The following is a 23,222-nucleotide window of genomic DNA, read 5'->3' as shown; positions in this document are numbered from 1 at the left end:
TTTACACCTACATTTTACCAGATAGATTGACAGGGTATAGGTAGACCTATAATACTATCAATGGATGGATCATCCTACAGTTTCATAGGTATATTATATATTGATATGTACTGCCGGTGGATTTAAACTACCTTACATCTGTTGAAGTAAATTGAGCAAATTTTTTCTCCGGTCTCTAGATACAGGCAAACTTTTATTTCCGATAAACAGGAGGGCACCGTCAATTTTTGATATATGTCTAATATTTACTATATAAGATTTATGGATCTGTACAAAAACATTTTTTGGCAACTCTTCTATAATACTTTTGAGTGTCTGATGTACGAGATGTCGAATACCTGTGGCCATATTCAGTTCTATATAGTTTTGTAAACCACTTATGTACGTCAAATTTTCCATGTCTATACTGATCATTTGGCCGTTTTCCCTTATAAAAAAATGATTAGATGATATCTCCTGCGGATTAGATAAGTCCCATAACTTTTTAGCTTTTTGAACTGCCTGACTGAATGAATCAAAAAATATAGGTTTGAGCAGATAACCGACTGCATTGAACTGATAACCTTCCAGGGCATATTCTGGGAAAGCTGTGGTAAATATGATCATAATTTGATGATCTGAAATCAATTTGGCAAAATCCAAACCGTTTAAGGAAGGCATTTGAATATCCAGGAAGATGAGGTCTATGCTTTCCATCTGGGTATTTGCCAAAGCTAATTTAGCATTAGCATAGTCTCCCACGATCTCTAGATAATCAAATTCTTTTATAAATTCAATAAGCCCTTGCCTCGCTATCCTTTCATCATCTATTACGATACATTTCATATGCTTTGTAATTTAATCTGTAGATGTACTTGGTATATCCCATCTATAGCACTGATATCCAGCTTATAATTTTCATGATAGGAGAGCTCTAGTCTTTTTTTAGCATTGTCTAACCCCATACCTTTAACCGAATTTTTTGATGCCTTTTCATCAAAGGAGTTTTCAATATAGAATTTTAATTCATTTCCTTCATATACAGATATATCCAAATGGATAAAATTAGGCTGTTCAGTATAACAGGAAACATGCTTAAAGGCATTTTCTACAAATGTAGATAGAACAAATGGTATAATTACCAATTGTGTTTCAGGGATTTCCCAGGAACAGTCTATTTGGAGATCTTCTCCAGATCTACCTTTTTCGAGATGAAAATAATGTTTTAGAAAAGATATTTCATCATTTAATCTTATCCATTTATTTTTAGATTCATATACATAATATCTTAATATACTGCTATACCTCGAAAGTAAATCTAAAGCCTCATCTTTATCTTTTCTGATCAGAAATTGGAGATTGTTAAGGATATTAAAAGTAAAATGGGGACTAAGCTGGGTCCTTAAATGGTCCACTTCCAATTCTAAGACCGTATTTTTCATAATTTGGTCTCTTTTTTCTATTTCGAGGTTTTTCTTTAAAATCTCAAATCCAAAAACCAACCCTGAGAATAAGATGGTAAAAGTCAGCATACCAAAAAAAATAGTAACCATATCCTCCAATAACATTGTAAAAATTGAATAGGGTAAAAGCATATAGAATAAATAGTAGCCAATAGCTGTTAAAATAACGGCCACTAAAGTGCTTATACCTATGCAGTAGGCTATAAATCTTTTTCCGTATTTAGAAATAAAAAAGGATTCAATTAATCTACTTAGAATAAAATCCAGATAAAATTTTAGCACTGCTGTAATCACTATGGTATAAATAAATGATAATACCAGTGAAAATTCTTTACTCGTAAATAGCTGCAAAAAAATCACCCCGAAAATAAATGCCCAGAAAATATAATTTGCATTTTTAATTTTATACATGTCTCAGTAAATAGATAGGGTAAAATTAAACTAAACAATCGATAGGAAATAACGGCTCGTCAACTAATATCGACTAATGGTCAAAGAAAAAAAAAGTTTCTGTTTTTTAAAATTAGGTTTGTTTCATCATTAACGAAAATGAACAAATAAAATGAGAAAAAACCTTATGATTATCATGGCATTTATGCCTTTTCTTACTGCTTATGCCCAAGATGATAAGACTGTTACGGCTGTTGCTTTTCATGTAACCAATTCTTATCAATGGCCAGGTCAAAACACCGGTATTCATAGTTTCTATGGATTGGGAGGACATATTAACGTATATCTTAATGACAGATATTATGTTGGGTTTTCTCAAATGGGAAGTTTAGCGCCTTCGGATTTGCTCAAAGCCGGTGACCTATCTCCTGAAAAACTCAGACTGTATGAATATACCCTAAATGCAGGTTTAAAATTTAATCTGGGCTCAAATTTATATATGAGAACAGGTTTAAACGGGGGAGTAGCTTTAGTTAGCGTTGGCGAAACGCAAAAGATAGACGGTATTAATGAATTTAAATCAAGATATAGAACTGAATATATCGTTCTATCTCCACAGATAAATTTTGGGCTGCCAGTAAACAGATACTTTTCGGTAGAAGCAGGCGCTGCTCATAAATGGTATCTTGGTGACAAAACGCTGAATGGTATTAGGGCAGGTGATTTTAATGGTTTTGCCGTTTCGCTTTCTTTAGTCGGGAGATTGCCATTTGATTAAAATAAAAAAAAACGGTGAAGATCTTTTCATAATAATACATTTTGGGAAATTAAGCCACTGTTGATTTTTGTTTATAAGGATGGTATTAAACTTATGATCTGAATTGGACAATTTATTTAAACTGCGGGAAGAAAATTTTGATTTCTCCCGCAGTTATATGAGTAGCGTATACATCTAATTAAAAATATAATTTTTTAAAATTCAAAAAATTTTTCGTATCTATAAAATCCTCTCTCCCAAAGAATAAACTTTAAAAAACTCCACTTATATATTATTGAATAAGCATACGTTTGCAATAGCTTCTATTCAATTGGCATAAAAATCTTGTTAAAGATACCTTTAACATATAGAAATAGCATTGCTATAGAATGGGGTTTAAATATTAAAAATACTGGTTTTCGTGGATGTTTTGCTGTAGATGGATTATCTAATTTTGAATAATAAATCTCACTTAAATTTTTGAACCATGAAAAATAATTGTATCGCTGCTTTCCTGATCCTGATACTAATAGCAGGTGCCTGTAGTGGCAAGGAGGATGATGAACCAGTTAATGCAGATCCACTTATCGGCCTCTGGCAACTCATAGGTATAAGTCAAGGTAACCAAACGGTGGATGTCACCGACCAGGCATGTCTGAACAATAGTAATTTAGACGTTTCATCATCGACGATGACGCTTACCCTTTCCGTTCCCCAAGAACAAGGAAATACGGGATGTCAGACCCAAGCCTCATCAGTAAATTGGGTAAATGAAGATGGCACCTATTATATGGTGGAGAATGGTAATAAAGTACCAGCCATCTTTTCCTTAAAGGCCAATAATGAGCTACACGTGGACATTACCTTAAATAATGAGCCTGCTACACTCATCTTCACTAAATAATTTCTGTTAACTTATCTTTTTTTTAAAAATGAATACATTTAAAACATTACAGATTATCACGAGAATATCAATTTGTTTAATCCTGCTATTAGGAAGTATGGATTTTGTCCAGGCACAGGCGCCAATCTATAAAACAGGAGTAGGTCTGCTGATTGATGTGGGAGATGGCGGGACACTGGTAGGACCTCATGTAAAACATTTCTTCGACCAAAACCAGGCCGGTGAGGCTGCTTTACAGTTTGGAGCTGGATTGACTTTATTACAGGTAATGTATCAGTACCACCAGCCTGTAGATGGAGCACCAGGTTTACAGTGGTATATCGGTCTGGGTGGTGCCCTGGCTTTTCCAGATGGAGGAGGGGATACTTCTTTTGGGATAGTCCCTGCCATAGGGATGGATTATAAATTAGATAATATCCCGCTGAATCTTTTTCTGGACTGGCGCCCGAAGTTTATGATTTATGATAATGACAATGAATTTATTGCTGCCAGATTTGGACTAGGTTTACGATTTACATTCGGAAATTGATTATTTTACCATATTAAATCTAGTTATTAAATAATTTCTCCCGCAGATGTCAGAAGGCTCTTAACCGGGGTTGCTTCGGAAGATCATCCTAAAGTTCAGTATGAATCGGTAAATCTGTGGGAGAATTTACAGACATTTAAATAAGCATAAATGGAGTGCCTGGATAGGGTGATTTTGGATACAAAATGAAAAAAACTATTGTTTCAGTCAGCTTATATTTCTTTGTTTTTGCGGCTGTATGCCAATCATCACCAGCGGAAATTTACGCGGACAGCTTATTAAATATTGCCGAAAATGCACATTCAGACTCATTGAAAATAAATGGGTACCTGGAATTAAGTGATTTTTGGTCAGATCGTGATACTACTATTGCGTTCCAATACCTAGATATAGCTTCAGGTCTAATGCCTGCTGGAGATAAATATTATGAAGGTTTGGTCCATTTTTATACAGCTGGTATTTATTTCGATAAGGTCATAGAGCGTGGGAAAAACGAATACTTAGAGGCTGAACAACTATTAAAAACACTGGATTCTAAAGCAGCTTACCGGCTGAGGGCTAGGTTATGGAATAACTATGGGGCACTTCTTCAAAGACAAGATCAGCAAGATGGCTATATTAAAATTCTTTTGAATCAAGCAATACCTATGGCTAAGATGGCAGGGGATAGCATTATAGTCGCTACTAATTATCAAAATGTGGCCTTGGTACTGATGAATATTACGGATTATGATAGGGCAGATGAATATTATCATAAGGCCATTCAGGCCCTTTCTGGTTTTTCTAATGCACATGAGGAAAAGTTGACCGCTTTTGTCAATGCTGCCAAAAATGGTATTTATAGCAGGAAATTTAAACAGGCAAAAGTATACTTAGACAGCGCCGAGGTACAATTGAATTTTATCCCACATTCATTATATGCTCCTGTTTTCTATATGACTTCGGGTAATTACTTTAGACACCAAAAAATGTGGGATGAGTCTTTACAAATGTTGGACACCGGACATCGGCTAGCTAATGAATATAACGATCACCGATCTATAGCTGCTATATTATTCGAAAAATATAACCTATATAAGGATTTGGGAGATATAAAGAATGCCAAATTAATTTTAATGGAATCCTATCGTTTGGTAAATAGGTTTGATAGCCTCCACGATAAAAAACTTCACCTTAAAGAACTATCTATTATCGATGCCCAACTGAACGACTTCCCTGCTGCCTATAGGTGGCTCAATGAATATGTCATTATTTCCGACAGTATGATGCAGATGGATTCCCAATTAAAAATTTTGGAGTTGGAAAAAAAATACCGAACGGTAGAGCGTGAAAATGAAATATTGAAACTAAAAACTGACAACCAACAACAACAGCTAATATTAAAAGAGAGCAAACTTGTTTTGGTGTTGTTGATTTCGGTTTTATTGATAGTTTTAATAATAGCTGTTTTTGGGTGGAAACTGTATAAAAACAACAAAAAAACCATTAAACAAAATAAACTGATACACCAACAAGAATTAAGAGCAATCAAGCAATCAGGACAATTGACAGCCTATAATGCCATGCTGCAGGGCCAGGATCAGGAACGGAATCGGATTGCCAGAGACCTACATGATGGGTTAGGGGGCATGCTGGCGGGAGTCAAACTTAAACTCTCCTCTATAGTATCTAATGAAAAGCAAAACAACTCATTAATCCAACCGGATATGGAAATATATAAGGTAATAGGTCAGTTAGACCAATCAGTGGACGAATTAAGAAGAATAGCTAGAAATATGATGCCTGAATCCTTAATTTATATGGGATTAGAGGCTGCCCTTTCAGATTTATGTAAATCTTTGGATTCAGAAAAGACAGCTGTGGTTTTTGAAGCTTTCAACCTTGGAAGTAATTATGAACAGGCATTTCAGATTTCAGTATATAGAATAGTGCAAGAATTACTTACCAATGCACTGAAACATGCCAATGCCCAATCAATAATGGTACAGTGCAGTGAAAATGAAGACCGACTTTATATTACCGTTGAGGATGATGGAAAAGGTTTTGATCAAAATTTGATGGAAAAAAATACCGGTATAGGCCTGAGCAATATCAAAAATAGGGTTCAACTTTTACAAGGTTCGGTAGAGATAAATTCAAAGCCAAATGAAGGAACTACTTTCTCTATAGAGATACCATGTAGCCTTTGATATAAATTAACAACATCTTATAATCGATGAATACAAAAGGGTATTAAACCTGGATTATTATTTGCTTTGCGAGGTTATGTCCAGTCTTTGGTGCGTAAAATTATTACCTATAAAATATTATAATAATGAACAATGTGTCTATTGTAATCATTGATGACCATCCCATAGTGTTACAAGGATTTACACATATCCTGCTACATGAGGACAATATAAATTTGCTGGAGACATTCACTTCAGCTTCTAATGGCATTTCATATATAGCAACCCATCAGGTAGATGTGGTGTTGCTGGATATCAATATGCCAGATATGAACGGTCTTGAAGCCTGCGATCTGATTTCCAAAAAAAATCCTTTGTGCAAAGTTATTGCTATAAGCAATAATAATGAGCATAGTATCATACATAGGATGTTACATAGTGGTGCATCAGGCTATGTTCTCAAAAATGCCTCCGCGGAAGAATTGGTAAAGTGTATCTGGGATGCCGTATCGGGAAATACTGCTTTGAGTCAGGATGTGAAGGAGATATTACGAACCACCAAAATCAGCAATCTTCCAAAAATCACCAGAAGAGAAACTGAAATACTTCTGCTATTGGCCAAGGGCTTGACTTCAGTAGAAATAGCTGATAAAATATATGTGAGTCCCCTTACTATAGAAACACACCGCCGCAATCTGATTCAAAAGTTTGAAGTAGCCAATTGTGCTGCCTTGATCCATAAAGCCATGGAATTAAAATACATATAATGCTATTTATATTTCCTATTTATACATTATTTTTTATTTAATTTTTGTTTTAAAGATCAAGGTTCTATCAAGGTATACGATGGTTTTAATCAGCATATAATGGATAATAATGTTAATATGTAAACCCAGTGGTTATTTAATTTTTATCAAGCTTTTCTTATCTATTTAGATATTTAAATAAAATAAAATTACACTAAAATTTAGTAAACTATTATTGGTATTGAGAGGTAGGATTTTATATTCTTATAATCTGCACATAATCTTCCTAAAATGTGGATTTATAATAAACAAAATCATGCAGGATAAATATAAAATATGCCATTATATATCTTCTCATTGATTTTAGTCCAAAAACTTCCAGCTGGTAGTATACTCTTTTGGAATTTGTTTATCTGATAACTGCAGTCGGATAAGTTCTACTGGGATGGAGTTTTGTTGTAATATAAAATCATGGAAATCTTTTTCTGACATTTTTCCAGATTTTACATATTCATTGTTTAAGGAGTAAAATTGAAGTCCGCCGATCATATAGGCTATTTGATAAAGAGGACCATATCTGCCTTCAAATGACCTTCTCACTTCTGCTTCAGCATTGGCTTTTTCATGGCCTAACTTGTCTACCAAAAAGTCTATGCATTCCTGTGGTGTCATCTTTTCCAAATGGTAATTTAAGCTGAAGATGATCCGTGCACATCTATGCATTCTCCAAAATAACATGCCTATTTTATCTTCTGCTGATATGGGGAAGTCTTTGTCCCATAGATTAAATTCCCAGTATAAGGCCCAACCTTCTATCCAAAATGGAGTGGAAAATATCCTTCTATAAGGTTTATACCGCTGTGTCATAAAATTCTGCAGATGGTGGCCTGGTATGAGTTCATGCTGTACAGTGGCTCTGGAGAAATGAGGGTTATTGCCTCTCATGCTCATCATTTTTTCATCATGGCTCATAGTAGAAGTGGGGTAGGAGATCTGAATAACTTCCCCTCCCAGAAAGAAAGGATTGACCCTTTGGGCTTCGGGACTCATCATTTTCATTCTCCAGGTTTCCTTGGCCAAGTCAGGTATAGTGACTAAGTCTCTTTCTTCCAGAAATTTAATAGCTTCTTCAGCCAAATAATGTATATCTTCAGGCCATTGTCCTGGAGGTACATAGGTGTTTTTTACATATTCCAAAGCTTCTTTCCATTGGTTACCATAATCTAATTCTTGAGTAGCCAAAAGCATTTCTTTTTCACACCAGGCAAATTGCTTTTCCGCTTCGGCTATCAAATCCTCAGGCGAATAGGGAATAAATTCATATTCCAGCTCTTTAAGGATAGCTTTTTTTCCAATAGGTTTACCTATTATACCGCTTCCATCATCTTTTACCAGTTTATTGGTATAATGGCCACTTAAAAATGTTTCATACTGTGCCAGTGCTTCCGATAATTGGTGATAGGGGGCTTTTAACCACCATGAAAAATCAGGATCGTAATCAAAATAGAATTGATAGGCTTCTTCCACTGCTATTCTTAATGATTTTATCACCTCACTTGCCAGTTCTGCTTTTTGCCAGCTGTCAAATGGTTCTGAAGACTTTATATCTTGATGAAGTTTATTAATCGCCAAGGTGGTCTCATTAAACTGTCTGGCAAGTGCTTTTCCATCTTGTTTTTTCCCAGCCCTTCTTTCTATGTAGAATAACTCCAAGGGGGATGAAAATGCCATTACATGAGATATTTCTTTATAAGAAGCATAAGAAAGTGAGTGAAAGTGTAATTCTTTTCTCAATTTATTTTTAAATAGCAGATAATCAATCTGAGCATCTTTGGAAGCATTTGAAAAATCAAAAACTTCTATTTTGTTGAGCCATTCTTTATATAATTGCTCCATTCTTTCAAAATATTCCGGCGTATATATGTTAGTATATTTTCTGCTTAAAGCAGCATGATCTGCTCTAAAAGATTCGATTTCGGAATACAGATCGTGTCCGTAAATATTGGAATGAACCAGAGAGAAGAATAAGAATAATATGCCTATCTTCATTTTTCGGCAAGTATTAAACTTATTGCTGTAGAGGGAAAATATCTTAAACATTACTTATTAACTTTAGGGTAGCATAAAAAACTAATTCTATTTAAAATTTTTATGAATTTAATAAATAATGTTTGCCTTTTTTAGAATAGCCAATATAGTGCAAGCAATGATTAATCTGGTGCCATGATAGGTTGGGATGAAGTACTAATTTTGATTTTGAAGAAACCAAAATAAAAAATATATGAATTGGAATGGTGTTTTACCTGCCGTGACCACAAAATTTCACGCAGATGGAAGTTTGGATTTCGAATTATTTTTCCAAAATATTGATGAGCAAGTAAAAGCGGGAGTATCAGGGATCATATTAGGGGGAACCTTAGGAGAATCCAGTGTATTGGAAGATGATGAGAAACTTCTTTTGACTCAAAAAACTATTGATTATCTAGACGGCCAGGTACCAGTTATTTTAAATATTGCTGAAGGATCTACTAAAAAAGCTGTCCAATGTGCGCAGCGTGCAGAAGATATGGGTGTAGATGCCCTGATGATGCTTCCCCCCATGAGATACCTGCCCGACCATCGCGAACTGGTAGCCTATTTTGCCACAGTCGCAGAAAGCACCTCCCTTCCTATCATGATTTATAACAATCCGGTAGATTACAAAACATATGTTACTCTCGAAGTTTTTGAAGACCTATTGCCCTATAAAAATATCCAGGCTGTAAAGGAATCCACCCGGGATGTATCCAATGTGACCAGAATGATCAATAAATTTGGTGACCGGTATAAGATACTTTGTGGCGTAGATACCCTGACCATGGAAAGCCTGACCATGGGAGCCCATGGGCTGGTGGCAGGTCTGGTATGTGCCTTTCCTCATGAGACGGTGACATTATTTAATCTGATCAAAGCAGGGAAAACCACAGAAGCAATTTCCATTTATCGTTGGTTTTTACCTCTTTTGGAATTAGACATCCATCCTAAGCTGGTACAGTATATTAAACTGGCAGAGGAAATGGTAGGCATAGGTTCGAGCCATGTCCGGGCCCCTAGACTCCCTTTGGATGGGGAAGAATATCAGAAGATAAAGCAACTTATACAGGAAGGGATAGATACCAGGCCTGTTTTAGCATCTAAAAATATTTCAGTATGAGTAAATACAGTATATCTACTATGGTAGAATGGTCTGATAAGGCTTTTGAGCGGTATGGACAAAGCACCATTGCCACCAGATCCAAGTTTCTGCTATCCATCATTGAATCATTGACTGATAAAAAAGAGATTATTATAGAGGTGGCGGTCCAAGAAACCCATTTACCCGCCGTCAGACTTCAAAATGAATTTGGAAGAACAGTAAACCAAATAAAGCTCTTTGCCACTTCTATTTTAAACGGAACTTACCTGGAGGCGACCATTGATCCTGGGGATCCACATCGGCAGCCCTTTCCAAAGCCAGACATCAGACGATTATTAATACCTATAGGACCGGTGGTGGTGTTTGGTGCCAGTAATTTTCCTTTGGCATTTTCCACTATCGGAGGGGATGCAGTGTCTGCCTTGGCTGCAGGCTGTACGGTTATTTATAAAAGCCATCCGGCTCATCCCCAAACTTCAAAATTGGTTTTTGAAGCCATATCAGAAGCGTTAAAAAAAAATGGACTGCCTTTGGATACATTTATCCATCTTGAATTGAGTAATGAGGAGAGCCAATCGCTTATAATGCATCCCTTAGTAGAAGCGATAGGTTTTACAGGATCGTATACAGCTGGAAAACTTATCTATGATTTGGTTCAAAAGAGAGATAAGCCTATACCGGTATTTGCCGAAATGGGAAGCGTAAATCCGATTATGGTTTTAGTGCAAAAGATAAGGGAAGATATGGAAGAATTAGCTTCCAGTTATGCCAGTTCACTATGTTTAGGGGTCGGGCAATTTTGTACCAATCCCGGATTGATTTTTATACCAGAGACCGAAAAGGAAACATTTGTTGCGCTGCTTAGGGAAAAACTTTCAGCTGTTACACCCCAACCCATGCTTACGTCCCAGATAGCCAAAGATTACCACCGCAAACTATCTGAATTTGGTAAACTGGACTTCGGAAATGGGATTTCTGAAGTGAGCATCGATGCACTTCCGGCCATTAAAGTCGTAGATTCCGACACCTGGATCAATACTCCGCTCTACCATCAGGAGGTATTCGGTCCATTTGGTATGGTGGTCACCTATAATTCTACCGATGATTTAGCCGACATCACCAAACATCTGGAAGGACAGCTTACGATCACCTTATGGGCCACAGAGGAAGAACTTGTACAGCATAAAGGGATCATACATTCCCTGCTCCGAAAATGCGGAAGACTATTGTTTAAAGGGGTGCCTACAGGTGTGGAAGTAGGTCATGCCATGCAGCATGGTGGACCTTTTCCTGCCACCACTGACAGCAGGTCTACCTCTGTAGGAACATTTGCTATAAAGAGATTTTTGAAACCTATAGCTTTTCAGGATTGTCCCGAGGCATTGCTACCCGAAGAATTAAAGGATGATAATCCCTTGAAGGTGGTACGTATGGTGGATGGAGAGATGAATTTATAACATGAAAATTTGGAATCGAACATGAATCATGCATATAGTGAGGCATATCAGGATGCATTTTATGCCAGATGTTATCCATACCTCCTGTACTGAACAATTTTATGATCCTTAAAAGACATTTATAATAAAGATGAAAAACACTTTTAGCTGCATTGATGGGCATACCTGTGGAAATCCTGTACGATTGGTAATAGGAGGGGGGCCGCTTCTTAAAGGGGAAAATATGTTTGAAAAGAGGCGCCACTTTTTAGAAGAATTTGACTGGGTAAGGAAAGGGCTGATGTTTGAGCCACGTGGCCATGATATGATGTCCGGTAGTATTTTATATAGTCCCTCGGATCCCAATAATGATGTAGGTGTACTCTTTATCGAAACAAGTGGCTGCCTCCCAATGTGTGGGCATGGACTAATCGGTACAGTCACCATGGCTGTAGAAGAAGGCATCATCACGCCTAAGCAAGAAGGAGTAGTAAGGGTCGAAACTCCTGCAGGTCTGGTAACGGCCACCTATCAAAAAAATGGTGATAAAGTGACAGCTGTTAAAATCACCAACGTCCCGAGTTTTCTACTTCATACAGATCTGAGCATAGATCACCAGGACCTTGGGAGGTTGACCTTTGATGTGGCTTATGGAGGGAATTTTTATGCAATAGTAGATCCTCAGGAAAATTTTCCTGGGATACACCATTATTCTGCAGAAGAGCTGATCCGTTTAAGTAGAAAACTCCGAGAGGGTATCAATCAAAATTTTACCGCGGTTCATCCAGAAAATCCTAATATAAGCGGCATATCTCATATATTATGGACAGGGAATGTGCTTTATCCTACATCTGATGCACGAAATGCCGTCTTTTATGGAGATAAGGCAATTGATAGATCTCCATGTGGCACAGGAACTTCGGCCCGCATGGCACAATTGTTTTTTAAGGGCAGGTTAAAGGTAGGGGATAGTTTTATACATGAAAGTTTTATCGGTTCGGTCTTTAAAGGACAGGTATCTGCTATTGTAAAGGTGGGGGGATATGAAGCTATAATCCCCACCATAGAAGGATGGGCTATTAAAACAGGTTATAACACTATCTTTTTGGATAATAATGACCCTTATGTTCATGGCTTTCAGGTGATTTAATAATATAGGATAATGGATACAGTAATAGTGGGAGGAGGTATAGTCGGATTATTTACTGCTTACTATCTTCAGAAGAAAGGAATCAAAGTTACTATTATAGACAAAGGTAACTTTACAGAAAGCTGTTCTACGGGTAACGCAGGAATGATAGTGCCCAGCCATATAGTCCCATTAGCATCTCCAGGGATGATATCAAAAGGGATAGGCTGGATGTTTTCTTCAAAAAGTCCCTTTTACATTCATCCCCGACTGGATAAGGAACTGATCAAATGGTGTTATTATTTCTATAAAGCTTCAAATGTTAGCCAGGTATCTAAGGCTGTTCCTGTATTAAAAGATTTTAGTTTACAGAGTAAAGCCCTGTACCTGGACTTTCAAACAGAGCATGCCCAATTGGATTTTTCTTTACAACCGAAAGGTCTATTGATGCTTTATCAGAGCAAAGCAGCGGAAGTGGAGGAAACTGCCTTTGCTTCACTGGCACAAAAAAGCGGTCTAAATGCAGAAATCTTAAGCAAAGAGGAAGCCCAAAAGTTGGAACCAAATCAAGAACTAAACATTCGGGGAGCACTATATTTTCCTGATGATGCACACCTCGATCCTGCTAAGCTATATGGATTATTAAAAACCGTTTTAATAGATAGTGGTGTAAGGTTGATTCCGGAAACAGTAGTAACAGGCTTTGAAAAATGGGGTAGAAAAGTAAATAAAATAATCAGTGACAAAGGATCCTTTACTTGTAATAACCTCATTATCTGTACAGGAGCCTGGTCTGGTGCTTTGGCGAAAAACCTGGGGTTTACATTACCTATGATAGGAGGGAAAGGCTATAGCTTTTTACAGCCCAACCTTTCCAATCTCAAACAGGCCACCATTCTGACTGAAGCCAAAGTTACCCAAAGTCCCTATGCTGATTTTGTGAGATTTGGAGGTACGATGGAAATTTCAAAGCCTAATACAGAGATAAATCTGAACAGGGTTCAAGGCATATTTTCTTCCATACAAAAGTATTACCCGGGATTGTCGGTAGTTTTTCCTGAAAAAAAGGCTATTTGGAGTGGCATAAGACCATGCTCTCCTGACGGCATGCCTTACATTGGCCCTGCACCTGGGTACGATAATGTTTGGGTAGGAGCAGGACATAGTATGATGGGTGTAAGTTTGGCACCTGCTACTGGCAAAATGCTCACAGATCTACTGGTAGGGAAGAAAGTAGATCCAGTACTTCACCATATGCTATTTGATGTAGATCGATACAATAAATAAAACACAAAAGGGTATCCTTAAACTACAATCATTTCATGTTTGTAGTTTATGTTTTTAGAATATTCTGAAGGTGTACAATGGGTAATGGCTTTAAACTGCCTATTGAAATAGGAGATATTATAATAACCTACATTAAAAGCCACTTCTTTGATACTCAGCTGTTCTTCTACCAGTTGTCTGCAGGCATGTCCTATTCTTATTTCATTTAAAAACTGGGAAAAGGTTTTACGGGTATGTTTTTTAAAATACCTGCAAAAAGCATTTACACTCAGATTAGCCACATCGGCAGCATCGGCCAATGAAATATCTTTTGAAAAATTTTCAATGAGGAAATTGATTACAGCACCTACCTTATCAGTATCGGCAAACTTTGTACTCTTTTCGTAAGTGATATGGCTCAAAGTCTCCACGTCCTGAGAATGCGATAGTTCATTTAGTATTTTGAACAAATAGATGTATTTATCAAAACCTTTCTTTTTGGTGATTTTTTTACTGGCTTTGTATAATTTTTCTTTTGTTTTGCCTTTTAGCACTAAGCCACTATTACTCTTTTCAAGTAATTTATTTAAATGATGTAATTCAGGTAGCTTTTTAAAATTTTCACCTATGGCATCCAGAGAAAACAGTATGGAAATATTCTTAGAACGTAATTTGCTATCAGGTTGATAATAAGCCATATCACTTCTGAAAAAATGTGGTAGATTAGAACCTATAAGAAATGTATCACCTGAATGAAAATTTCCGAAAGCATCTCCTATAAAATAAGTCCCACTACCTTCTATAATGGTCATGATCTGATATTCAGCATGAAAATGTAGGTTGTCATAAAAATGGGGGTGATTTTCTTTGAGAATTCGGACCGGCTCATCTGTAGTCCTAGGCAGGTGGTATAGAAGTGGCTTCATAATATAGGGCTGGGGTTGGGTGATAGTAAAGATAGATATACACTTAGAAATATTCCAAGTGCTGATAGTCGTTCTATAGAGGGTATTTATCAAATACCCCTTATCAGTACTTTTTCATTTGATAGTCGGATTATGATAAATATGCATAGGCAAATGTTTTATCGTCATTTTACTATTTTACTGTCTTAATATGTAGCTTATTTTATATGATCAGTTAAAATTAGTATACTATGCTAATATTACAAATTATAGCGGAGATATAATAAAAGCGGTTAATATAGTATCAATAATTAATAAAGATGTACATGCCTATATCAGCATCGCACTTAAAGAACTATTCCATAGGTGGTTTGGTGATTATTCATCAGATGAATTAACCACATACTTTGAATATTAAGGAATAGCAGGGATGTAATCTAACAGCTAGTATTTTTATTAAGTCAATGATATTTATCTCATTAGATGGCATGGTGATCTGGTATCTGTTTTCACATTTAAATATAATTTTTTATTAACGGATAGAAACCTATATCAGTAACCGTGGTAAGAAGTGTATTATATGCCCTATCACCCTTTCCTTTAAATCTGAGGATACTATAAACCAGTTAATATTGTATCAGTCATGGATAAATCCATATAATTTTCTGCTATTGGTTTTTTCTACATTTGTATTTATTGATGTTTGATTGACATGGTCTTCCTCAAAAAATATATAATGAAAAAATATTCAATTTCCTTTAGAATTATAATTAGGTACATTTTATCTATTCAGATTATATTAGTTTTTAATTTGACACCTTTATTAGCCCAAGGCATTTGGGATAAGATAGAAAAGAAGCCTCAGACATTTGATATCAATAAGGTAGAGTATTTAGAATCTGAAGATATTAGATTAGGCATACTGGCATCTACACAGACTGTAGCCTCCTTAAATCCAAAAAATGACCTATCTTTTGATTTTGTGCCTTCAGAACTCTTAGATATCAGAAATAGAGATAGCTTATATCATCTTGGAGATATCAATATCATGTACCAGGTAAAAGGAGAGGACATTTGGAAGAGCTTTTCTACAGCACATCAGCGGGTAGCGCAGGGGAACCATTCCAGCGTACATAGCACCAATATAAAAATGCCAAATGGCAATAATACCCCTATAACCATCCAGCGAAACTGGAAAAGTGCGGGTAAGGGCATCCTACTCGAATTTGTGATAACAAATAAATCTACCACTGATATAGAAATAGGGTATCTCGGTATTCCTATGATATTTGATAATGTGCTTCATGGAAAAGACCTTGAACAGGCGCATCTTGAAAAAGTATTTTATGATCCATATATAGGTGCAGATGCTGGATACCTGCAAGTGGTCAGACTCCACGGCAAATCTCCTGTGCTCTTAGTCTTACCGAATAAAAATGCTGGATTTGAAGCCTACAATCCATTATTGGATGATTTGACTCCCAGAAACATTACGTTCGAAGGATTTCATGATTGGGTGATTCATAGTAAAGCTTTAGCTGATACTAAATGGAACAAAGCTCAGCCATGGGTAAATCCAAGTTCTAAAGTGTTAAAACCTGGTGAATCATACCAGTCAAGTTTAAAGTTGGTACTGACTGACAACATTAGAACTATAGAAACCACACTTTCCGAAAACGATAGACCTGTAGCGGTAGGGTTCCCTGGGTATGTAGTACCCATGGACATAAATGCAGACCTACGGATAAAAACATCCTCACCTATAAAGAACATCCAGGTGTATCCAGAAGGAGCCATTGAAATCTCCAGATCCAAAGATAAGGATGTAAATGAATGGTTAACTTATCAGGTAAAGGGGAAAAAATGGGGGCGGGCCAGCGTAAATATTGAATACGAAAATGGATTAAATCAAGTGATCTCCTACAAAATAATAGAACCTGAAGCTGAAGTGGTCAAAAAAATCGGACATTTTCTGACCAATGAGCAGTGGTATGAAAACGAAAAAGACCTCTTTGGCAGGGATAAATCCATCATTTCTTACGATTATGAAAAGAAGAAACAGGTGGTAGAAGATTCTAGGGCATGGATCGCAGGACTAAGTGATGAAGCCGGCGCAGGATCCTGGCTTGCTGCTTTTATGAAACAAATTTTGGAGCCTGAAAAAGAAGAGATAAATAAGTTAAACCAATTTGTAAACCATGTCATGTGGGGTGGGCTCCAGCTCCACGAAGGAGATCAAAAATATGGTGTACGCAAAAGCATGTTTTACTATGAACCTACCTTAATGCCTGAAGGTACCTATAGTGAAGATGTAAATTATGGCACCTGGGCAGCATGGAGTAAGGAACATGCGGAATCTATCGGTAGATCTTACAACTATCCGCACGTAGCAGCAGCCCATTGGGTCATGTACAAAATGGCCAGATATCATGAAAATGTAGATTTGGACCATTCTTGGGACTGGTATTTGACGAATGCATACCACACCTCCATGGCCATGGTAGAACTGGCCCCCCATTATGCCCAATACGGTCAAATGGAAGGAACAGTATTTCTCTTAATACTGGAAGATCTCAAGCGTGAAGGTTTTATAGATTTTTCAAGGGAATTAGAGGCTTTAATGCGTAAAAGAACTGATGGGTGGGTAGCATTGGCTTATCCCTTTGGAAGCGAAATGCCATGGGACTCTACAGGTCAGGAGGAAGTATATATGTGGACAGATTATTTTGGATTTACTGAAAAATCCGACGCTACATTGAACGCTATTCTTGCATATATGCCTACGGTGCCCCACTGGGGCTACAATGGATCAGCTAGACGCTATTGGGATTTTCTATACGGAGGAAAATTACAGCGTGTGGAAAGGCAGTTACATCATTATGGATCAGCTTTAAATGCCATTCCAGTAATGAAAGAATTCACTAAAAATCCAACGGATTTATATCTCCTTAGGGTGGCATATGGTGGATTACTGGGGGGGATATCCAATATAACCCAAGATGGTTTTGGTCCAGCAGCATTTCATTCCTTTCCAGATTTTTTGGACATAGATGCCTATAGCGGTGATTATGGTTCTGGTTTCTTTGGATATGCCATCAATTCAAAAAGTATTTTGATGAATGATATGGATTTTGGATGGATGGGTTTTGGAGGAAATATAATTAGTGATTCAGATAATATTAATATGGATATAACTTCTGGAGGTAGAAATAAATTTTATCTAGCCCCTGAAAAAACCATGATCATCATGGAGGCCGGGAAGATCGAGTCAGTTAATTATCATCCAAAAGAGCGGAAATTGAAATTATATTTAGAAAGAAAAAATCAACTTACTCCTTATGCTTACTTTAGAATCGAAAGTGAGTATACAGGTGGTTTTGATTTATCAAATTATCCAAAAATAAATAAGGATGTATATAAAGTAACCCTTGATGAAGGGTCTGCTGCTATAGAAATATCTTTTTAAATATCGCTTAAAAAATATACCCCCATGCATTATGGTAATAATTTATGTATGTAAAATATAAGATTATTATATATATGAATGATGTGTGTTTTCATTAACTAATCATTTTTAGTACAGGAAAATTTAATAGGATAATATAGTATAAGAACATGATATAATTGTAGCAATTTTTTAAATATTGTATAGGTACATTTATACACTTGTTATATATAAAATTTCATCCTAAAAAATATTATTATGTACAATTTAACCTGTGTTATTTATGAAAATATTTACTAATGGAATATATTCTTTAGTTATAATAGGAATATTTTTGACCATTTCTATTCAAGCTAGAGCATATAGTACAGTGAAAAAAATCTATATATCCATAGAAGGAAAAGGGGCTATAGAATCGACAGAGGCTAGGACTATAAGTGGTACTGTTTATTCAAACGAGGATAATCTGCCCTTGCCCGGCGTGAGTGTAGTAATAAAAGGTACATCTACAGGGACAGCTACTGATGGAGAAGGTAATTTCACTTTAGAAATACCGGATGAGCCTACCACACTAGTTTTAAGCTTTATAGGGTATGTGACCAGGGAATTGGTCATTAATAATGAATCTCAGATAGAAGTGAGAATGGATGCAGATGTAGCGTCTATGGATGAGGTGGTAGTAGTGGGCTACGGATCTATGCGAAAAGGAGACGTTACCAGTTCAGTGGGTGGAGTTAAAGAAGAAGATTTTGTTAAAGGAGCTGTGAGGGATGCAGCACAGTTGATACAGGGAAAGGTAGCCGGTTTAAGAGTTACCACGCCGAGCGGCGATCCCGGAGCCAGTACGCAAATTAATTTACGAGGCATCAATTCCATTCATGGATCATCCCAGCCGTTGATTTTGATAGATGGTATTCCGGGTGATATGAATACCGTAGCACCTGAAGACATTGAATCTATTGATGTTTTGAAAGATGGGTCTGCTGCAGCGATATATGGAACCAGGGCAACAGGTGGAGTAATCATCATAACCACTCGGCAGTATAGGGAAAATAGAAATACTGTTTCTTATAATAACTATGTAAGTATCCAGACCATAGCCAGAAGACCGCAGTTGCTTACAGGAGACGATTATAGAAGGTTAATAAGAGAAGAAGGGATTCCCTATACAGATTATGGGCACAATACTGACTGGCTTGGGGAAATGTTGCAGACACCTGTAAGTCATAACCATAATTTGACACTTTTTGGAGGAAATAGTACGACAAACTTTACCGGATCAGTAAATTATAGAGACTGGGATGGCATATTTTTAAGAACGGGCCAACAAAGGCTGACCTTAAGGGCCGATCTCAACCATAGTATGTACAATGACAAGCTAAGGGCTAACATCCAGATTATCAATAGAATTTTTACTGCTAACAGAGGGGGAGCTGACGGTTATGCCTATAGGCAGGCTATGATCAGAAATCCCACTGACCGTGTACGCGATGATCAGCAAAACTGGCAGGAAAGAGATGGCTATTTTTATGAAAACCCTATCTCCCGAATATATGAATATAACTCAGAGTCCAGGTTTAAAGAAATGCGAATAAGCGGTAGTTTGATTTATAACCCTTTGGATAATCTGGATTTGAAACTTTTGGTTAGTAGTGTACAAAATGATACCCTCGTGGGTAATGCCACCACATTTGACCATACAAATACCTGGTTAAATAATCAGAATGGAACGGCAAGCAGGTCCACCATTGCCCGTGTAGAAAACTTAATGGAAATGACTGCGAACTACCATAAATCTTTTGGCAGACACATTTTATCAGTATTGGGCGGATATAGCTGGCAGGATGCTACCAATGAATCTTTTTATGCCAGTAACTGGAACTTCCCTACAGATCTGTATGGGTGGAACAATTTAGGGGCCGGTGCAGCACTTCAGACCGGGCAAGCTGGTATGGGAAGTGGTAAAGACAAATGGCAATTGGCTGGATTTTTTGGAAGGTTTACCTATAATTATGATGACAGATACCTCTTTATGAGTAGTATTAGAAGAGAAGGATCATCTAGGTTTGGCGTAAATTATCAGTGGGGAACCTTTCCTGCTGCCTCTGTAGGTTGGAGGATTAGTAATGAACCGTTCTTAAAAGGGAACAGTAATATTCAGGATATAAAGCTAAGGGCAGGATATGGAGTGACAGGGACCATAGCCAATTCCCCTTATTTAAGCCAAATAAGCTATAATTTTAATAGGGATCAAGGTGCCTTTATAGGAGGCAATTGGGTTCAGGGATTTATACCAGCCCGTAACTTTAATCCGGACCTGAGATGGGAAAGAAAGATGGAATATAATTTTGGACTGGATTTTAGTTTTTTTAAAGACCGAGTAAGTGGATCATTTGATATTTATCGTAGAGATATCAACGATCTTTTATACAGCTTCCCTGTTCCGGTTCCTCCATATCTTATCAATACTATGATGCTCAATGCAGGCTCCATGCAGAATGACGGTGCTGAAGTTTTGCTTAATATTACCCCTATTGAGCAGCGCGAATTCGTATGGCGCGTTAACTTAACCTATTCTACAAACAAGAATAAATTGGTGGATTTATCCAATGACCAATTTGAAGTGTCTAACCAATTTTTCAATGCTGGCGGGACAGGTGAACCTATCCAGGATTATACACACCGGGTAGAAGTAGGGGGACCTATAGGGAGATTTTTTGTATGGCATACGGTCGGTGTAAGTGAATCAGGTGAATGGTTAATAGAAAGTCAAAATGGAGAGACAATACCAATCAGTGAAGCTGTTCAGGAAGACAGGCAATTTTATGGAAATGGCATTCCTAAACATATTTTAGGTATTAACAATACCTTTATTTATAAAAATTTTGATTTGGAATTAAATATCAGAGGCGCATTTGGTCATGATATACTAAATTTCCAGCGGATGTTCTATGAAAACCCATACAATACAGCCTATAATATGTTAAATACGGCTTATGATCCGGTATATGGGCAGAGATTAAGCACGGATCTAGCATATGTCAGCCATTACATAGAAAGTGGAGATTATATAAAACTGGACAATGTGACATTCGGCTATACATTGCCCAGACTTAGATTTATGCAGCATGCTAGAATATATGCATCAGGATTGAACCTGCTCATTTTGACCAATTATAAAGGGATAGATCCAGAAGGTGTTTATATTTCCGGCTTTGCCCCGGGTAATGATGAAAGAGATAAATATCCCACCACGAGAACCTTTACATTAGGATTGAACGTGACCTTTTAATAGATATAGATATGAAGACAAATATAAAAATTCTTTTAGTAATAATGCTGATCATTAGCGGAATCAGTCTGCCATCATGCCTGGATCTTACAGAAGAAGTCTTTTCGGAGGTGGTGGCTGAAAATTTTCAGCCTGGAGAACGAGACATTCCCTCTATCATTGCACCGGTGTATGGCTCATTGAGGGCATTGATGATGGGCTGGCAGGGGCATTTTGATGTGCAGGAAGAGTCCGCTGACATCATCATCACCCCCTCCAGGCCAAACGGATGGTATGACGGAGGCACTTACCTGCGCATGCACCAGCACAATTGGACTCCTATCCAATGGCAGCCTACAAATCTCTGGCAAAGTTCCTATAGGAGTATTACTACTGCTAACAGGGTGATATCACAGATCGAGGATGGAGAGATTCCCATAGAGGCCGGAAGAGATGAAGTTATAGCTGAACTAAAGGCAGTAAGAGCATTTGCCTATTACTTATTACTGGACAATCATGGGAATGTACCGATAGTAACCGATTTTAGAGATGTGAGCCTGCCACTTCAGCGCACTAGGGCTGAGCTTAGTGATTTTATATTATCTGAACTGGAAACTGTACTGCCATTTTTAAGCAAAGATGCTTCTTCTACCTATGGGCAGCTGAATTATTGGGGAGCTATGACGCTAATGGCCAAAATATACCTTAATGCGGAAGTCTATACCGGCACAGCCCAATGGGATAGGGTCATCGATGTCTGTGATGAAATCATAAATGAGGGGGGATATGCTTTGGAACCAATGTATGCTGATATTTTTCACTGGGACAATGCCAATAGTGTAGAAACTATTTTTGCTATCCCCTATGATGAAATATTTGGAACGGGAAATACCGTCCATATGAAAACCCTGGATCCACTTAGCAGATTTGTATACAATATGCAGGCAGGACCTTGGGGAGGAAACTGCGCTGTACCACAATTCATCAATAGCTATGATGAGGAAGATGGCCGACTTCAAGATACCTGGATTATGGGGCCCCAGTACCATGCCAATACAGGAGAGATGGTAATTAACTATACCAGAGAGGTGCCAGGCATGGCCGCAACTGCTTCTAACAACGGTTATCGTATAGGAAAATATCAGATAAAACAGGGAGCTACTGGTAGCCTTGATAATGATTTTCCTTTTTTCAGATATGCGGACGTGTTGATGATGAAAGCAGAAGCACTTTTGAGAACAGGGAGGGCCACTGAGGCAGCCATTTTGGTTACCCAGGTCAGAGAAAGGGCATTTGTAAATTCAAATCCAGCAAAAGCGGTGGTCACTGCCGAAACACTTATCGGTGGTAGCAGGTACAAATATGGCTATCAAAATATCGATGGCTCCATAGAAGTAGACCAAAGTGGGGATGTTCCTTTTGGTGGATTCTTGGATGAATTAGGCTGGGAATTTGCCGCTGAGGCGCACCGAAGACAAGATATAATACGTTTTGGTGTTTTCCAGACAAAAAGTTGGTTCAACCACAGGCCTCATCCACAGGCCAATACCAGAATAATATTTCCCATACCTGAGGGAGAAATCAACAGTAATCCCAATCTTGCACAAAACCCCGGTTATTAAAACCTATTGGGGATACCAAGAGCGTATCCCTATTTAT

16 protein-coding genes are annotated in these 23,222 nt (G+C 37.4%); 12 read left to right on the top strand and 4 right to left on the bottom strand.

The features are described 5' to 3' along the window. Positions 1-132: 132 nt before the first annotated feature. Both EL17_RS20625 and EL17_RS20620 read right to left on the bottom strand, forming a co-directional pair. Positions 133-825, bottom strand: a complete 693-nt coding sequence (locus EL17_RS20625; protein ID WP_035078900.1) for a LytR/AlgR family response regulator transcription factor — start codon at positions 823-825, stop codon at positions 133-135. Further along, on the bottom strand, positions 822-1,853 hold the full coding sequence (locus EL17_RS20620; RefSeq protein WP_035078897.1) for a sensor histidine kinase: 1,032 nt from the start codon (positions 1,851-1,853) through the stop codon (positions 822-824). The genes EL17_RS20625 and EL17_RS20620 overlap by 4 nt, the downstream gene beginning before the upstream one ends. 151 nt (positions 1,854-2,004) lie before the next feature. Between EL17_RS20620 and EL17_RS20615 the strand changes: the two genes are divergently transcribed. The 5 genes from EL17_RS20615 to EL17_RS20595 all read left to right on the top strand — a co-directional run bounded on the left by EL17_RS20615 (position 2,005) and on the right by EL17_RS20595 (position 6,957). Further along, entirely contained in the window at positions 2,005-2,610 is a 606-nt protein-coding gene (locus EL17_RS20615; protein WP_035078894.1) for a hypothetical protein, read from the top strand. Positions 2,611-3,076: 466 nt separating this feature from the next. Beyond that, a complete protein-coding gene (locus EL17_RS20610; protein WP_035078891.1) occupies positions 3,077-3,493 on the top strand; it encodes a hypothetical protein in 417 nt (138 codons plus the stop codon). Positions 3,494-3,521: 28 nt separating this feature from the next. After that, complete coding sequence (locus EL17_RS20605) at positions 3,522-4,022, top strand: hypothetical protein (RefSeq protein ID WP_051720257.1); 501 nt, start codon at positions 3,522-3,524, stop codon at positions 4,020-4,022. 185 nt (positions 4,023-4,207) lie between these two features. Continuing rightward, positions 4,208-6,211, top strand: coding sequence for a sensor histidine kinase (locus tag EL17_RS20600; RefSeq protein ID WP_035078888.1), 2,004 nt, complete (start codon positions 4,208-4,210; stop codon positions 6,209-6,211). Between the two features lie 125 nt (positions 6,212-6,336). Next, positions 6,337-6,957, top strand: coding sequence for a response regulator transcription factor (locus tag EL17_RS20595; protein ID WP_035078884.1), 621 nt, complete (start codon positions 6,337-6,339; stop codon positions 6,955-6,957). A 342-nt stretch (positions 6,958-7,299) separates the two neighbouring features. On the opposite strand, the gene EL17_RS20590 is transcribed toward EL17_RS20595, so the two are convergent. After that, complete coding sequence (locus EL17_RS20590; protein ID WP_035078881.1) at positions 7,300-8,985, bottom strand: DUF885 family protein; 1,686 nt, start codon at positions 8,983-8,985, stop codon at positions 7,300-7,302. Between the two features lie 232 nt (positions 8,986-9,217). Here EL17_RS20590 and EL17_RS20585 point away from each other — a divergent pair, with 232 nt between their 5' ends. The 4 genes from EL17_RS20585 (at position 9,218) to EL17_RS20570 (ending at position 13,963) form a co-directional block, all read left to right on the top strand. After that, a complete protein-coding gene (locus EL17_RS20585) occupies positions 9,218-10,129 on the top strand; it encodes a dihydrodipicolinate synthase family protein (RefSeq protein WP_035078878.1) in 912 nt (303 codons plus the stop codon). Continuing rightward, positions 10,126-11,568 carry an aldehyde dehydrogenase (NADP(+)) gene (locus EL17_RS20580; RefSeq protein WP_051720255.1) on the top strand — a complete coding sequence of 481 codons (1,443 nt, stop codon included), beginning with the start codon at positions 10,126-10,128 and terminating at the stop codon, positions 11,566-11,568. The genes EL17_RS20585 and EL17_RS20580 overlap by 4 nt, the downstream gene beginning before the upstream one ends. A 130-nt stretch (positions 11,569-11,698) precedes the next feature. Continuing rightward, complete coding sequence (locus EL17_RS20575; RefSeq protein WP_035078875.1) at positions 11,699-12,697, top strand: 4-hydroxyproline epimerase; 999 nt, start codon at positions 11,699-11,701, stop codon at positions 12,695-12,697. A gap of 12 nt (positions 12,698-12,709) precedes the next feature. Continuing rightward, the gene (locus EL17_RS20570) at positions 12,710-13,963 is read left to right on the top strand and encodes an NAD(P)/FAD-dependent oxidoreductase (protein WP_035078872.1); all 1,254 of its coding nucleotides are present in this window, start codon (positions 12,710-12,712) and stop codon (positions 13,961-13,963) included. A gap of 17 nt (positions 13,964-13,980) precedes the next feature. Here the strand turns inward: EL17_RS20570 and EL17_RS20565 are convergent, their stop codons facing one another. Beyond that, on the bottom strand, positions 13,981-14,868 hold the full coding sequence (locus EL17_RS20565; protein ID WP_035078870.1) for an AraC family transcriptional regulator: 888 nt from the start codon (positions 14,866-14,868) through the stop codon (positions 13,981-13,983). A 790-nt stretch (positions 14,869-15,658) separates the two neighbouring features. On the opposite strand from EL17_RS20565, the gene EL17_RS20560 reads away from it, so the two are divergent. The 3 genes from EL17_RS20560 (at position 15,659) to EL17_RS20550 (ending at position 23,185) form a co-directional block, all read left to right on the top strand. Next, positions 15,659-18,313 carry a DUF5695 domain-containing protein gene (locus EL17_RS20560; RefSeq protein ID WP_164675196.1) on the top strand — a complete coding sequence of 885 codons (2,655 nt, stop codon included), beginning with the start codon at positions 15,659-15,661 and terminating at the stop codon, positions 18,311-18,313. Positions 18,314-18,575: 262 nt separating this feature from the next. Continuing rightward, positions 18,576-21,584 (top strand): SusC/RagA family TonB-linked outer membrane protein, encoded by a 3,009-nt coding sequence (locus EL17_RS20555; RefSeq protein ID WP_084166291.1) that lies wholly within the window; start codon positions 18,576-18,578, stop codon positions 21,582-21,584. An 11-nt stretch (positions 21,585-21,595) separates the two neighbouring features. Beyond that, positions 21,596-23,185, top strand: coding sequence for a RagB/SusD family nutrient uptake outer membrane protein (locus EL17_RS20550; protein ID WP_035078867.1), 1,590 nt, complete (start codon positions 21,596-21,598; stop codon positions 23,183-23,185). Positions 23,186-23,222 lie beyond the last annotated feature (37 nt).

The sequence above is a fragment of the Anditalea andensis genome (genome assembly GCF_000714815.1).
GTDB classification, from domain to species: domain Bacteria; phylum Bacteroidota; class Bacteroidia; order Cytophagales; family Cyclobacteriaceae; genus Anditalea; species Anditalea andensis.
Note: the sequence above shows the minus strand (reverse complement) of the source record. Positions and strands in the feature narration are given on the sequence as shown.

Coding starts and splice junctions, on each gene's coding strand:
- EL17_RS20625 (WP_035078900.1), bottom strand. CDS start 825: ATGAAATGTATCGTAATAGATGATGAAAGGATAGCGAGGCAAGGGCTT.
- EL17_RS20620 (WP_035078897.1), bottom strand. CDS start 1,853: ATGTATAAAATTAAAAATGCAAATTATATTTTCTGGGCATTTATTTTC.
- EL17_RS20615 (WP_035078894.1), top strand. CDS start 2,005: ATGAGAAAAAACCTTATGATTATCATGGCATTTATGCCTTTTCTTACT.
- EL17_RS20610 (WP_035078891.1), top strand. CDS start 3,077: ATGAAAAATAATTGTATCGCTGCTTTCCTGATCCTGATACTAATAGCA.
- EL17_RS20605 (WP_051720257.1), top strand. CDS start 3,522: ATGAATACATTTAAAACATTACAGATTATCACGAGAATATCAATTTGT.
- EL17_RS20600 (WP_035078888.1), top strand. CDS start 4,208: ATGAAAAAAACTATTGTTTCAGTCAGCTTATATTTCTTTGTTTTTGCG.
- EL17_RS20595 (WP_035078884.1), top strand. CDS start 6,337: ATGAACAATGTGTCTATTGTAATCATTGATGACCATCCCATAGTGTTA.
- EL17_RS20590 (WP_035078881.1), bottom strand. CDS start 8,985: ATGAAGATAGGCATATTATTCTTATTCTTCTCTCTGGTTCATTCCAAT.
- EL17_RS20585 (WP_035078878.1), top strand. CDS start 9,218: ATGAATTGGAATGGTGTTTTACCTGCCGTGACCACAAAATTTCACGCA.
- EL17_RS20580 (WP_051720255.1), top strand. CDS start 10,126: ATGAGTAAATACAGTATATCTACTATGGTAGAATGGTCTGATAAGGCT.
- EL17_RS20575 (WP_035078875.1), top strand. CDS start 11,699: ATGAAAAACACTTTTAGCTGCATTGATGGGCATACCTGTGGAAATCCT.
- EL17_RS20570 (WP_035078872.1), top strand. CDS start 12,710: ATGGATACAGTAATAGTGGGAGGAGGTATAGTCGGATTATTTACTGCT.
- EL17_RS20565 (WP_035078870.1), bottom strand. CDS start 14,868: ATGAAGCCACTTCTATACCACCTGCCTAGGACTACAGATGAGCCGGTC.
- EL17_RS20555 (WP_084166291.1), top strand. CDS start 18,576: ATGAAAATATTTACTAATGGAATATATTCTTTAGTTATAATAGGAATA.
- EL17_RS20550 (WP_035078867.1), top strand. CDS start 21,596: ATGAAGACAAATATAAAAATTCTTTTAGTAATAATGCTGATCATTAGC.